Raw genomic sequence first — 15,314 nt, forward strand, 5'->3', positions numbered from 1 at the left:
TGAGGAATAATACTTAGAAAAACTTTATATACTGATTATGGATCAATTACTCTAAATGAAGTTAAAGTAATTATCTAATTATGAAGGTTTTTAAAATTATTTGTAGAAAATATAAAGTTACAAACATTTCAACTAAAAGGAGAGGGGATATGTTTTGGCAAAATTATTAGATAAATTAAAGCAAAATGTATTAATTGGAATAGACTCTGTTAGTATCAAATCTTCTACTTTACTAGAAGTAAATAAGCTAAAGAAGTATATAGCCATATTGGAAGAAGAGAAGGAAAATTGTATAGAAAATTTAGGAGATAGTGTTTATAATATGTATTCTAGTAATAAATTAAATACAGATGTAATAATGAATAAATGTGCAGATATCGAAGAAATTGATGAGAAAATCAAAAATAAAAGAAAAGAAATAGAAAATATATTAAAAGAACAAGAAGAAATGTTATCTACTATTCATAATAAAAAACAGGACTATGATTATGATAATATAGATGAAAATATGAAATATACACGAAATGATGATATTGATAAGACACTTCATTTAAATAAAGATGAAGGAAGAGAAAAATATGATAAGAGATAAATTAAAATAAAGCTGGCACCTAATATGCATAGTGCCAGTTTTATTTTAATTATATACTACATATATAAAATATTTATTACTTCTCCATTTTTTAATATTTTAGAATGAGCCCATAACCTAGCATAGTTTAAAGCTTCTTGTAATGTAGAGAAGCTCTTAAGATAGGTATTAAATTGATAAACATCATATTTAGATGATTGCTTATCAAATTCCCAAATGACACTTCCACTTTCAATCACTTTAGAATGCGCCCAAAGTTTAGCATAGCTAATAGCTTCTTCTTTAGAACCAAAAGTTTTGAGATAAGTATTAAATTGATACACGTCATATTTAGAAATATTCTTATCAAATTCCCATATGATATTTTCATTGTTTATTACCTTAGAATGAGCCCATAATTTAGCATAATTGATGGCATCATCTTTGGAATAAAAAGTTTTAAGATAAGTATTAAACTGGTAGACACTATACTTAGGAATATCTTTATCAAATTCCCATATAATGTTTCCATCTTGAACTATCTTAGAATGAGCCCAGAGTTTAGCATAGTTGATAGCTTCGTCTTTAGACTTAAAGGTTTTAAGATAAGTATTAAATTGATATACATTATATTCAGATGATTGTTTGCCAAACTCCCAAATAACACTTCCGTTTTCAATTACTTTAGAATGAGCCCAAAGTTTAGCATAATTAATAGCTTCATTTTTCGAATAAAAAGATTTTAAATATGTACTGAATTGATAAACTTCGTATATAGTATTCTTAGAAGTTAAATAATTTACATTATTACTTCTATCATTTATAATACCATTGGAGATATTATCAGTAGTTACTGTAGAATTTGTTAGTGCATTGCCTACAGTTGTATCTTTTTTTCCTAAAGTTGCATAAGAAATACTAGGAACTATTAGTAAGAATGATAGCATAAGGCAATGTATAGTCTTGATATACTTTTTCATATTTTGCTTCTCCCCTTAAAATAATAATTAGTACGAACAGTGATAAATAACGTTAAAAATTTGAAAGGATATCTAACAGTATGAGTTATTTATTAAGAGTAGATAACACCATACTATGAATATATTAAATAATTAATAAGGTAACAAATATTATGTGTAATAAAAAACTGAATTTATATAGTATAGATTATACCATCTAAAAACAATAAATAAAATAAAGATTGTTGAATACTGTGAAAGAGGTGAGAAATGTGTCTACTATAGAAATGAAGAATATAAGAAGTAGGATATTAAGGTTAGCATTACCTGCCATTATGGAAATGATGTTACAAACCTTAGTTTGGACTGCTGATACTGCTATGGTAGGAAGACTTACTCCAGCAGCTATATCATCTGTAAACTTAGGATCTCAAATAATGTTTACAATAAGTAACATATTTGGAGCATTAGGAATAGGTGCTACTGCCATGGTGTCAAGACACATAGGGGGAGAAAATAAAAAAAGAGCGGAACAAATAGGATCACAGTCTATAGGCATAGGAATAATTATAAGCTTAATTATAGGAGTAACAGGAATAATTACATCTAAAATGATATTTAAAAACATAGTATCAGATAAAGAGGTAATTTCTTTAGGTACTGAATATCTTAAAATAGTGTTTATAGGAATTATATTTTTAATTCCACTTATGATATCTAACGCTGTACTAAGAGGATCTGGAAATGCTGTTGCACCTCTTATATCAGCTTGCTTTGCAAATGTTATTAATATTGTTGGTGACTATGTTCTCATTTTTGGTAAGTTTGGATTTCCTAAAATGGGAGTAAGAGGTGCTGCTATTGCAACTGCTTTTTCTCAAGCTATAGGATTTTTTATAACTTTAAGCTTCTTATTAAGAGGAAAATCAAGTATAAAGTTACATTTAAAGAATATATTTAATTTTAATATAAAGGATATGAAAAGCATAATAAAACTAAGTGCTCCTGCTACATTTGAAATGACAATGAATGAAGGTAGTAGACTAATATCTTCATTTTGGGTTGCTCAATTAGGGACTTTAGCTTTTGCTGGACATTCTTTAGCTTCTTCAGCAGAATCAATTTCATATATGCCTGCCTATGGGTTTGCTATAGCTGCTACTACCATGGTAGGACAGAGTTTAGGAGCAAATAGGACGGATCATGCTGAAATAAGTACGAAACAATCTATTAAATATTCTTGCCTTTTAGTAGGTGTAGTTGGATTAGCATTTTTGTTAGTTCCGTATTCGATAATGAGATTATTTAGTAACAATCTTGAGGCTGTAAAAATAGCGTCAAGGTGTTTAAGGGTAGGAGCTTTAGAACAAATTCCAATAGCTATTGCAATGGTTACATCAGGAGCATTAAAAGGAGCTGGTGATACGAAAGGTCCGTTTAAAATAGCTTTAGCTATAAACCTAGGGTTAAGATTACCTTTAATTTTTATAACTGTATTTGTAATCAAAGGAAGAATAGAATATGTTTGGCTAGCTACAGCTATTCAATATATAGCAGAGGCGATATTTATGACAATTAGATACAGAAGAGGAAAGTGGAAATCAATAAGTATCTAATTTTAAAAAAAGGGGTGAACTTTAAGAAACTAAACTGTTTCTTAAAAAAAATGTAATGATGAAGCTAATAAAAATTACATTAATAAGCATACTATCTTTGGCAGTTCTATCCTTGATAGGATTAATTGTCTACACAATTATAAAAGACTATAGGCCTGATAAAGAAGTATCACTTGACATAGAAAATAATCAGTCTAAAATTCTTAAAAGAGAAGATGTAATATCTGGTATTACTTTTAATATAGGATATGGGGGACTTGATGAAGGTAGAGATTTTTTTATGGATGGAGGAAAAATGTCTCGTTCAGAAAGTAAGGAGAAAACACAGTATAATTTAGAAAAAATGATAGAAACTTTATCAGATAAGAAAGTGGATTTTATTTTCTTACAAGAAATAGATATAGATTCTTCAAGAAGTTTTCATATAAATCAAGTTGATTACTATAGAAATGAAATGAAAGGTTATGGTTCAACTTTTGGAAAAAACTATGATGTACCCTGGGTACCTGTTCCTTTTACAAGACCTATGGGAAAAGCACTTTCCGGAATTATGACTTTTAGTAAATATAAGATAGATAAGGCTATAAGATACTCATTACCAGGTGAATATAATTTTTTAGTACAATTATTTCAACTTGATAGATGCATAGTAGAAAATAGAATACTTGTTGAAGATGGAAAAGAATTAGTTCTTATTAATGTTCATTTATCAGCATATGATAAAGAAGGAGTAATAAGAGAAGAGCAAAGTATGTTTTTAAAAAGTTTTGTAGAAAAAGAATATGAAAAAGGAAACTATGTTGTAGTAGGAGGAGATTGGAACCAGCTTATGCCCAATGTTGATAATAATAAGTTAAATCCTAAAAGATTAAATTATATGCCTGATTGGTTAGTACCACTATCACAAAACTTTAACCCTAAAGGATTTAAGTGGGCAGTGGATATCCAAACACCAACTGTACGGTCAATAGATAAACCATATAAAAAAGGAGAAAATTTTGTAACTGTAATAGACGGATTTTTAGTGTCAAATAATTTAGAAATATTAGAAACTAAAGGAATTGATTTAGATTTTAAATATAGTGATCATAATCCAGTGTATGTTAAGCTAAAACTAAAATAAAATCATTAAGAATAATAAGAAAGAAATATAAAAAGCAAAACTCTAAACATATAGTGTTTCTTAATTTTTGTAATAAACACTCTTAGGGTTTTGCTTTTTATAATTTTAATTTTTTCCTAACACTTTATACAATAAAATATAAGATGATTATAAAGATAAGTAAGATTAATATGAACTGATCTCTAAAATCTAGATAAGTAAGTCTCAAGAAAAGTTAATGGAATAACATATAGCTTTATTCTATATACATATTAATTACGTATATTGCTATCGTACAAATTCAATTGACTTTATTATATATTGTATGCTTCCTACAGGTGTATCTACTGAAACATTTTCTCCTACTTTTTTTAACAAAAGAGCTTTACCTATAGGTGAAAGATAAGAAGCATAGTCAGGGTTTAATGAATTTTCTACAGTCAATGGTGAGACTATATGAAATCTTTCAGAAAAATCAGTTCCAACTTCTTCTACTTCTACTATACTGTTTATCAGCACAAAAGGACAGACATCATCAAGATCTTCAGCTTTACATTTACTCATATAGTCTTCTATCTTAGCTATATAATCATGAATAAGATTTTCAAACTCGAATCTATCAGATGTCATATCATAAAAATATTCTTCTAATATTTTATTTTTTTCTTCTAATACTTGATTTAAATTTTCAGATAGTAAATCATATATTGGTTTTGATATGACCTTACTATTCATTAATAATAACCTCCTTAAAAGATAATTACTTTAAATACACAACAAGCCATTTCGCAAAAAAATGCGAAATGGCAATTTAAATTAGCTTACCATATATGTTAATGAATGTCAATCATGAATGATATTTACATTTAATAACAAAAAGGATATTAAGTACGAATAAATAACTTTTTATGTATTTTCAATTTATTACATGGATTAATGAAATTATGTAACATTATTTTAAACTTTGAATATAAAAAAATAAATATGAAAAAATATATATACAATTATTAATAAGTATTTTTAAATCATATACTTTCAAATTTAAGATATGGAGGAGTAAAATGAGTGAGAAAAAAGGACTTTCACATGAAGCGTATGGTGGAATTGAAGGAAAAGATTACAAGCCTTATATAAGTAATAACCACAATGTACCAGAGTTGACTATGTCATCATTAATAATAGGTGTCATATTTGCTATAGTATTTGGAGCTGCAAATACATATTTAGGGTTAAAGGTCGGATTAACTATTTCAGCATCTATCCCGGGAGCAATATTAGCAACTGGCATTTTAAAAGGTGTTCTAAGAAGAAATAATACAATAGAAGCTAATATGATACAGTCTATAGGAGCTATGGGAGAATCAGTTGCAGGAGCTCTTATTTTTACAATACCTGCGATTGTACTATGGGGAATGGACTTAGATTTAAAAACTATAGCTATAATTGCATTACTTGGTGGATTACTTGGAATATTATTTATAGTACCTGTAAGAAAATTTCTCACAGTAGAGGAACATGGAAAGCTTATATATCCTGAAGGAATGGCTACTTCAGAAATATTAGTTACTGGAAGCACAGGTGGTCAGGGATTTAAGACAGTAATAGAAGGAGCACTTGTTGGCTTTGTATATAAATTTTTGTCTGGAGGACTTAGATTTTGGAAAGAAAGTCCAGAATGGGCAATAAAGCCACTTCAAGGAGCAGTTATAGGTGTAGATGCACTTGCTTCACTTGTTGGAGTTGGATATATAGTAGGAGTAGATATTGCAAAATACATGTTAGCTGGATCAATCGCTGCTTGGTTTGGGTTGATACCACTTATTAAATATATCGGATCTGGACTTACTGCTCCATTATTTTTATCAACTAAGCTTATTTCTCAAATGAGTGCTGCAGAAGTATGGAGCGAATATGTAAGATATATTGGAGCTGGAGCTGTAGCTACAGGAGGATTTATAAGTCTTATAAAGTCAATACCTACTATTATTAGTTCATTTAAAGCGGCTATTGTAGGAGTTCAATCAAGTGATGAAAACGTTAGTAAAACAACAGATGAAGATATACCTTTAAAGTGGATTATTATAGGGGCTTTAACAGTATTTTTAGTTTCATGGATTTTACCTATATTAGATGTAGGAATAATAGGTGGAATTATGGTTGTGTTCTTTTCATTCTTCTTTTCAGTTGTTTCTGCCAGAATGGTAGGAATAATAGGTGTATCTAATAATCCTGTTTCGGGTATGACTATAGCTACATTATTATTTGTATCGGCAGTATTAAGGTTATTAGGACATATTGGCAATGCAGGTATGATGAAAGCTATAATTATAGGGGCAATGGTTTGTGTAGCTATATCTGTTGCTGGAGGAGCAGCTCAAAATATGAAAACGACTTTTATAATAGGAGGAACGCCTAAGCACGTTCAAATAGGTATGTATGCTGGTATAATTGCTACATCACTTTCAGTAGGCGCGATAATTATATTATTAAATAATACTTATGGAATAGGATCTCAAGAACTAGCTGCACCACAAGCAACGCTTATGTCCATGGTAGTTAAAGGTGTTATGACTGGAAATTTACCTTGGATATTAGTTATAATAGGAGTCGCATTTGGTATAATGTGTGAGCTTATAGGTATACCTGTATTACCTTTTGCACTTGGACTATATCTAAGAATACACTTAACATTGGCAATATTTATTGGTGGTATAGTGAGACTACTTATAGATAAGAAATTCAGAAATGATGAAGAGACTCTTAAAAGGCAAACAGAAAGAGGAATACTTTTATCGTCAGGACTCGTTGCAGGAGATGCACTAACGGGAATAATAATAGCAGTTTTTGCAGCACTTGGCATTAATATAGGAATAGGTAGTAGTTTGATACCTAGAATAGCAAATAGTCCTGTTACATCGATAATTTTATTTGGAATATTGTTAATATGGTTATATAGATTTACTAGTAAAACTAGGACTTCATAGATTTCTATGAAGTCCTAGTTTTATATATGAAACTGTTTGTTTATTTTAAAATAAGTTTAAATATAAGTTTCATCTAAGAATTCTTTAATATAATATTTACATCTTAAAGTATATCTTATGATAGTTTCATATATTCAGTTTTAGATGCTCTTATGAATGCTATATTATAATTTATATGAAATATGGAGTATCAACCAACTTCAGGTAATTTATCAGATATTTTAGAAATAATCGACTTCTTGTTTAAAACTGTTAAATAGAAATATAGCTAGTAGTAAATCACTTTAAAAATTTATTATATAAAAGGTAGTACAAGTAAAATGAAATTCTTAACATATTAAATCTACTTATCTAAATTCTATATTATGATAATATTAGTCTATAATACTTACTTAGAAAATAAGCAGCAAGTCTAAATTATAACTTTAATATATACTTATATTAACTATAATAAAAAAATTAAAGTAAAAACTTTAAACTTTCTTTTGTAAGAAACTATGAAAATTAAAATGATAGTAAATAAAAAAGGTTGGTTTATATGCTAAGTGAAAATACTATAAAAATATCTGTTAGAAATTTAGTGGAATTTGTTCTTCGTTCTGGAGATTTGAATGTAAGATTTATGAGTGCAAATAGAGCATTAGAAGGAACTAAAGCTCATCAGAAAGTACAAAAAAATGCTGGTGAAAACTATAAATCTGAAGTTCACTTGTCATACGCATTGGAATATGGAGGATTTGTTTTTATTGTAGAAGGAAGAGCAGACGGCATAGTTCATATAGATGATAAGGTATTGATAGATGAAATAAAGTCGACTACTAGACCTTTAGAAAGTATAGATGAAAATTATAACTCTCTTCATTGGGCACAAGCTAAATGTTACGGATACATATATGGAAGACAAAATAATTTAAAAGAGATATCAATACAGTTAACCTACTTTAATATAGATACAGAGGAAGTAAAATATCTTGAAAAAGAGTTTAAAATAGATGAATTAGAATTGTTTTTTTATGATTTAGTAGATAAATATGTGGTTTGGGCTAATTTAACTAATGAAATATCAAAGAAGAGAGATGAGTCTATAAGGGCTTTAACATTTCCTTTTGAGAGCTATAGAAAAGGACAAAGAGAATTAGCAATTTCAGTTTACAAGACTATATTAGATAAAAAGAAATTATTTGTACAAGCACCTACTGGAATAGGAAAAACCATATCTACTATATTTCCTACTGTGAAAGCCATAGGTGAAGGGATAACATCTAAAATATTCTATTTAACTGCAAAAACTATAGCTAGACAAGTAGCAGAGGAAGCATTTAATGTAATGACGAAAAAAGGGCTATATATAAAAACAATAACTCTTACAGCTAAAGAAAAAATATGTTTTAAAGATGAAACTATCTGTAACCCAGAAAATTGTGAGTATGCTAAGGGACATTTTAATAGAGTAAATGAAGCAGTACTTGATGTTTTAAAAAGTGAGAATATAATAACTAGAGATATCGTAGAAATATATGCTAGAAAATATAAAGTTTGTCCTTTTGAATTTTCTCTAGATTTAAGCTTGTGGACTGATTGTATTATATGTGACTATAACTATGCTTTCGATCCTAGAGCTAGCTTAAAGAGATTTTTCGAAGAAGAATCTGAGGGTTATACTTTTTTAATAGATGAGTGTCATAATCTAGTAGACAGAGCTAGAGATATGTTTTCGGCAGAATTAAATAAGAAGAAATTTTTAGAAATGAGAAATATTTTCAAAAATATTGATTTAAATATATATAAATCTCTTTCAAAAATTAACTCTTTTATGAATCAAACAAGAAAAAAATGTGAAGATAAAGGATATTTTATAGATTCAGAAGAAGAATTAGAGTTATATCCATTACTAAGAATGTTTATAATAAGGGCAGAGGAATGGATCATAAATAATGAACAAGAAGACGGACATAAGGAACTTTTAGAGTTATATTTCGAAGTAATGTCATTTTTAAGAATATCTGAACTATACGATGATAAATTTGTAACCTATGGAGAAAAAGAAGATAGAGATGTTAGAATAAAGTTATTTTGTTTGGATCCTTCTTGCCTATTAGAAGAAACGATGAAAAAAGTAAGAAGTACAATTTTATTTTCGGCAACTCTTACTCCGTTAAAATACTTTAGATATATATTAGGAGGAAATGATGAGGACTATACTATTAAGCTTGCTTCGCCTTTTGCAAAAGATAATTTATGTATAGCTATAGTAAATAATATTTCAACAAGGTATACAGATAGAGATAAAACTTACGATATTATAATAGAATATATAAAACTAATTATATCTCAAAAACTAGGGAACTATTTTGTATTTTTTCCTTCTTATAAGTATATGAAAGAAGTATATATGAGATTTACAGAAAAATATCCAAGTATAAACTGTGTTTATCAAGACTTTAATATGAAAGAAAATGAAAAAGAAGATTTTATAAATATGTTTGAAGAAAATCCTAAAAATGAACTTGTAGCATTTGTAGTATTAGGAGGGATATTTTCAGAAGGAATAGACTTAAAAGGTAATAAACTTATAGGATCAATAATAATAGGGGTAGGATTACCACAAATTTGTCTTGAAAGAAATATTATAAGAGAATATTTTAACTCTAAGAATAACATGGGATATGAATATGCTTATATGTATCCTGGTATGAATAAAGTTCTTCAGGGTGCAGGAAGGGTTATAAGATCAGAAAGAGACAAAGGAATAATTATACTTATCGATGATAGATTTTCACAAAGCAAGTATAGAAGTCTTTTTCCAAATGAATGGACTCATAATGTAACTATAAAAAGTCCATATCATGCTGAACATTTAATAGATAAGTTTTGGAAAGAAAACTCTTGTGAAAAATAAAAAAAATTCTAGGTACAGATAAAATTATCATTGCAATATTCCTACAATAGTGTCATACTAGACAGGAGATAAAATTTTTAAGTCATTTCTACTAAGATTTAAGAAGATTAAAAACATTCCTACTTTTTTGGTAAGCAATGTATATCTATTTTAAATCTTATTTAAATAAAAAAGGAGGAATGTTGAAATGGCAGATAAAACAATAGTTTGTAAAGATTGTAGTAAAGAATTCATATTCACTGAAGGAGAACAAGCTTTCTATAAAGAAAAAGGTTTTGAAAATGAACCTCAAAGATGTCCAGATTGTAGAAAAGCAAGAAAACAACAAAACAATAGAGGATTTAGAAGATAATTTTACTTAAATAAAACCTACAAGACATGTCTTGTAGGTTTTTAGTTTATGTAAGTTATTTACTATTAAAACTATTTCAAGAATATGTTGACTGAACTTAAATTGACATATATACTTTACTTAAAATATTTTTAAAATTCAAAAAGTTAGGAGTAGATGCTATGAAGTTACCTCCTTTAAAGTTGGGAGACTTAGTTGCAAAAGTTCCAATAGTACAAGGAGCTATGGGGATAGGCGTCTCATTATCCAAATTAGCTTCATCTGTAGCTAATGAAGGTGGAATAGGAGTTATATCAGGAGTACAAATTGGATATGAAGAATCTGATTTTGAAACTAATAGTTATGCGGCTAACATAAGGGCCCTTAGAGCTCATATTAGAAAAGCTAGAGAACTAAGCCCAAATGGTATTTTGGGAGTTAATCTTATGGTTGCTATAAAAAACTATAAGGATATGGTTAAGACAGCAATAGAAGAAAAGATAGATTTAATTGTTTCAGGAGCAGGATTACCTATGGATTTACCAGAAATGATAAAAGAAACTAAAACAAAGCTAGCACCTATAGTATCTTCTGGTAAAGCAGCGGCTTTGATATCTAAGATGTGGGATAGAAAATTTGATTATATACCAGATATGGTAATAGTAGAAGGACCAGAAGCCGGAGGACACCTAGGATTTTCCAAAGAGGAAATAAATGGCAAATCAGCTACTAAACTAGAAAAAATAGTAAAGGATGTTATAGTTGCATTAAAACCTTATGAGGAAAAATATAATAAACCTATTCCTGTTATTGCTGCAGGAGGAATATATGATGGATTTGATATAGCTAAGTATATTAAACTAGGCGCTTCAGGAGTACAAATGGCTACTAGATTTGTAGCCACAGAAGAATGTGATGCCCATATAAATTTTAAACAAGCATATGTTAAAGCAAGTGCAAGTGAAGTAGGACTGGTGAAGAGTCCAGTTGGAATGCCAGGAAGAGCTATATATAATAATCTGACACAAAAATTAGAAAAAGGTAATATAGCAGTTAAGAAATGTTATGATTGTTTAAGACCTTGTGATCCTAAAAATACCCCTTATTGTATTTCAAAAGCCTTGATTGATTCTGTCAAAGGAGATGTTGAAGAGGGGTTAGTGTTTGCAGGTAGCAATGCTCATCGTATTGATAAAATAGTCAGTGTAAAAGAACTAATGGCTAGCTTAGTACTTGAAGCTGAAGGAGCTTTATAAAATAATCGATTAATAGATAAGATATTTTATATTTACGCTAGTTATAATATAGATTTAAATGCGATAGAATTTAGCTTCTCCCTTTATGTATACATAAAGGGAGATTTTTATTTGCTTACTTGGTAAATAATATGATTATTAGTATAATCATAAAGTCAAGGAGGAAATATGTTTAAAGAAATAAGAAATCCGGATCTTTATCATGGTGTAAATAGAAAAAAGAATTTTTTTGAAGGATGGTATTTTAAAATAGTAGATAAAAACTGTGATAATGTATTTGCCTTCATACCAGGAATAGCTAAAGGAAATAGCTTAAAATTCAATCATTCTTTTATTCAGGTTTTAGATGGTAAAAAAGTGAAATACAACTATATTAAATTTAATAGTAGTAGTTTTAAATTCAAAAAAGATAAATTTTCTATAGCTATAGAAGATAATAATTTTTCACTTAGTGGTATAAGTCTTAATATTAATAATGAAAAAGATAATATTAGTGGTAATATCAAATTTGAAAATGTTAAGAAGTGGCCAGATTCTATAGTTAATCCTGGAAGCATGGGATTTTATAATTACCTTACTTTTATGGAGTGCTATAGTCATGTCTGTTGTATCGACGGAAATATTATTGGAGGTTTAAACATAAATGGAGATTATATAGACTTTACAGGAGGAAAAGTCTATATAGAAAAAAATTGGGGAAGATCATTTCCTAAATCTTGGATATGGATACAATCTAATTCATTTGATAACAAGAGAGTAGCATTTACATGTTCAATAGGAAGAGTTCCTTTTATATGTACTACTTTTAGTGGATTTTTAGTATCAATTATGGTTGAAGATAAGTTTTATAAATTCACAACTATAAATAGAAGTAAGATGAAAATTATAAAAAAAGATAATGATGTAAATATAGTTTTCACGAAAGGTCGCTTGAATTTAAATGTTATGACTTATAGTAATAAATATGAATTCATACAATGTAAAGGTCCTAAAGATGGTAATATGATACCATTAGTTGATGAAAGTTTAAATGGAAAAATAACTGTGGAATTATTTAATAATAAAATAAATGAAACTATATTTAAAGGTGTAGGTAATTGTGCAGGAATAGAGTATGGAGGAGAAATGCAAATTTTATAAAAAAACTTTAAAAAAGTATTGACATTATATTTGAAAGTGATATAATAGTATTTGTCCTTAAAAAACAATTAAAAAATAAATACTTCATGCGGAAGTGGCGGAACTGGCAGACGCGCTAGACTTAGGATCTAGTGCCATACGGCGTGGGGGTTCAAGTCCTCTCTTCCGCACCATTTAACCAATGGATTATCCATTGGTTTTTTTCATATTCACATATATATGCTGGTTCGTATAATATACTTAATAAGTAACAAATTTAATAGATGAATACATTTATAAATACGGTCATTTCCAACATTGGACATCAAAAAATTTTGTGTTATAATATAATGGTTAATTATGAAAACAACGTTTTAGGTACTTAGAATAAAGGACAGCCTATAAACTCTAAAAATTGCTTTTTTATTTGAATATATCTATCTGTAGCGTCATATTTAACCATTATAAACTAAATGAACGTTAATTATATTTTAAAAGAAGAATAAGTTAAAAGAAGAATAAGCTTGTTGGATAATTTATAAAATCTAAGGAGGAATTTTTAATGAGTTCAAAAATTGAAAAAAAGGAAAAGAATCAAGTTACACTAAAGATCGAAGTAGATGCACAAACTTTTGAAAAAGGAGTACAAAGTGCTTATAACAAAAACAAAGGCAAATTCAATATTCATGGATTTAGAAAGGGAAAAGCTCCAAGAAAAATTATAGAATTAAACTATGGAGAAGGAGTATTTTATGAAGAAGCTATAAATATAATATTCCCTGAAGTATACGAAGCAGCTATAAAAGAACACGGATTAGATCCAGTTGCTAGACCAGATTTAGATGTTGAAGCTATAGAAAAAGGAAAACCGGTAGTATTTGTAGTAGATGTTACAGTTAAACCTGAAGTAAATCTAGGAGACTATAAAGGTATAGAAGTAGAAAAAGTTGAGTATAATGTTACTGATGAAGATGTTAATGAAGAATTAAAAACAATACAAAATAGAAATGCAAGAATAATTGAAGCAGAAGATAGACCTGTTAAAGAGGGAGATATACTTACTATAGATTATTCTGGGTTTGTAGGAGAAGAGCAATTCGAAGGTGGAACAGCTGAAAATCAAACACTAGAAATAGGATCAGGAGCATTTATTCCAGGATTTGAAGAACAATTAGTTGGAAAAAACAAAGATGAGGAAGTAGAAGTAAAAGTAACTTTCCCAGAAGAATATCATGCTGAAAACTTAGCAGGAAAAGAAGCTATATTTAAAGTAACAATACATGAAATAAAAGTAAAAGAATTACCTGAGTTAGATGACGAGTTAGCTAAAGATGTTAGTGAATTTGATACATTAGAAGAACTAAAAAAAGATATAAAAGTAAGATTAGAAGAACAAGCTAAAAATAAAGAAAAAGTAGAAATAGAAAATAAAATTATAGAAAAAGCTTGTGAATTAAGCGAAGTTGAAATTCCAGAAGCTATGATTGAAAGACAAATAGATGTTAATGTAAATGAATTTGGTTATAGACTAAGCTATCAAGGTTTAGATCTATCAAAATATCTTGAATTAACAGGTATGGAATTTAGTGATTTTAGAGCACAATTCAAAGAAGATGCTGAAAAGTTTGTAAAAGGTGATTTAGTAATAGAAGCTATAGGTAAAAAAGAAGGAATTGAAGCTAGTGAAGAAGAACTAAATAATGAGATAGAAAAATTATCTAAGCAATATGGTCAAGATGTAGATAAGTTCACAAAGAACTTAGATGAAAATGATTTAGATTATATAAAAATGGGAATAATTAAAAGAAAGGCAATAGACTTTTTAGTAGATAGTGCTAAATTAGTTTAAAAGTTAGTTGTCTAATAAGCAATTTTCAGGAGGGGATAAATATGGCTTTGGTACCAGTAGTCGTTGAACAAACAAATAGAGGGGAAAGGTCATATGATATTTATTCTAGACTTTTAAAAGATAGAATTATCTTTATAAATGATGAAATAAATGACGTTACTGCTAGTCTAGTAGTAGCACAACTTTTGTTCTTGGAAGCAGAGGATCCAGATAAAGATATACAAATATATATAAATAGTCCAGGAGGATCGATAACTTCCGGATTTGCTATATATGATACTATGCAATATATAAAACCAGATGTTTCAACTATATGCATAGGTATGGCTGCCAGTATGGGAGCTTTCTTACTTGCTGCTGGAACAAAAGGAAAGAGATATGCTCTTCCAAATGCAGAAGTTATGATTCATCAGCCACTTGGGGGAACTAGAGGGCAAGCAGAGGACATAAGAATACACGCAGAAAGAATAATAAAAATGAAACATAAAATAAACAAGATACTAAGTGAAAGGACAGGTCAACCTCTAGAGAAAATAGAGAAAGATACAGACAGAGATAACTACATGTCTGCTGAAGAGGCTAAAGGGTATGGTTTAATTGATGAAGTTATAACATTTAAGAAATAACA

12 protein-coding genes and 1 tRNA gene are annotated in these 15,314 nt (G+C 28.6%); 11 read left to right on the forward strand and 2 right to left on the reverse strand.

The genetic code is table 11. The features are described 5' to 3' along the window. Positions 1–154 precede the first annotated feature (154 nt). Entirely contained in the window at positions 155–592 is a 438-nt protein-coding gene (locus CLPU_RS11255; protein WP_050355766.1) for a hypothetical protein, read from the forward strand. A 56-nt stretch (positions 593–648) separates the two neighbouring features. Here the strand turns inward: CLPU_RS11255 and CLPU_RS11260 are convergent, their stop codons facing one another. Then, positions 649–1,551 (reverse strand): hypothetical protein, encoded by a 903-nt coding sequence (locus CLPU_RS11260; protein WP_050355767.1) that lies wholly within the window; start codon positions 1,549–1,551, stop codon positions 649–651. A 251-nt stretch (positions 1,552–1,802) separates the two neighbouring features. Here CLPU_RS11260 and CLPU_RS11265 point away from each other — a divergent pair, with 251 nt between their 5' ends. Continuing rightward, positions 1,803–3,146: an MATE family efflux transporter gene (locus CLPU_RS11265; protein ID WP_235436165.1), complete on the forward strand. Its 1,344-nt coding sequence runs from the start codon at positions 1,803–1,805 to the stop codon at positions 3,144–3,146. 112 nt (positions 3,147–3,258) lie between these two features. Continuing rightward, positions 3,259–4,269 carry an endonuclease/exonuclease/phosphatase family protein gene (locus CLPU_RS11270; protein WP_235436166.1) on the forward strand — a complete coding sequence of 337 codons (1,011 nt, stop codon included), beginning with the start codon at positions 3,259–3,261 and terminating at the stop codon, positions 4,267–4,269. A 267-nt stretch (positions 4,270–4,536) separates the two neighbouring features. Here the strand turns inward: CLPU_RS11270 and CLPU_RS11275 are convergent, their stop codons facing one another. Further along, a complete protein-coding gene (locus CLPU_RS11275; RefSeq protein ID WP_050355769.1) occupies positions 4,537–4,983 on the reverse strand; it encodes a GreA/GreB family elongation factor in 447 nt (148 codons plus the stop codon). Positions 4,984–5,309: 326 nt separating this feature from the next. Here CLPU_RS11275 and CLPU_RS11280 point away from each other — a divergent pair, with 326 nt between their 5' ends. From CLPU_RS11280 to clpP, 8 genes are all read left to right on the forward strand, one after another. Next, entirely contained in the window at positions 5,310–7,232 is a 1,923-nt protein-coding gene (locus CLPU_RS11280; RefSeq protein ID WP_050355770.1) for an OPT family oligopeptide transporter, read from the forward strand. A 538-nt stretch (positions 7,233–7,770) separates the two neighbouring features. Beyond that, entirely contained in the window at positions 7,771–10,131 is a 2,361-nt protein-coding gene (locus CLPU_RS11285; protein WP_050355771.1) for an ATP-dependent DNA helicase, read from the forward strand. A 187-nt stretch (positions 10,132–10,318) separates the two neighbouring features. Beyond that, a complete protein-coding gene (locus CLPU_RS11290; RefSeq protein ID WP_050355772.1) occupies positions 10,319–10,483 on the forward strand; it encodes a zinc-ribbon domain-containing protein in 165 nt (54 codons plus the stop codon). 161 nt (positions 10,484–10,644) lie between these two features. Then, positions 10,645–11,718, forward strand: a complete 1,074-nt coding sequence (locus CLPU_RS11295) for an NAD(P)H-dependent flavin oxidoreductase (protein ID WP_050355773.1) — start codon at positions 10,645–10,647, stop codon at positions 11,716–11,718. A gap of 168 nt (positions 11,719–11,886) precedes the next feature. Further along, the gene (locus CLPU_RS11300; protein ID WP_050355774.1) at positions 11,887–12,858 is read left to right on the forward strand and encodes a tocopherol cyclase family protein; all 972 of its coding nucleotides are present in this window, start codon (positions 11,887–11,889) and stop codon (positions 12,856–12,858) included. Between the two features lie 88 nt (positions 12,859–12,946). Beyond that, positions 12,947–13,031: transfer RNA gene (locus CLPU_RS11305), tRNA-Leu, on the forward strand. Between the two features lie 368 nt (positions 13,032–13,399). After that, on the forward strand, positions 13,400–14,686 hold the full coding sequence (gene tig, locus CLPU_RS11310; protein WP_050355775.1) for a trigger factor: 1,287 nt from the start codon (positions 13,400–13,402) through the stop codon (positions 14,684–14,686). Positions 14,687–14,727: 41 nt separating this feature from the next. Further along, complete coding sequence (clpP, locus tag CLPU_RS11315; RefSeq protein WP_050355776.1) at positions 14,728–15,312, forward strand: ATP-dependent Clp endopeptidase proteolytic subunit ClpP; 585 nt, start codon at positions 14,728–14,730, stop codon at positions 15,310–15,312. The last annotated feature ends 2 nt before the right edge of the window (positions 15,313–15,314 follow it).

The sequence above is a fragment of the Gottschalkia purinilytica genome, assembly GCF_001190785.1.
Taxonomy (GTDB): domain Bacteria; phylum Bacillota; class Clostridia; order Tissierellales; family Gottschalkiaceae; genus Gottschalkia_A; species Gottschalkia_A purinilytica.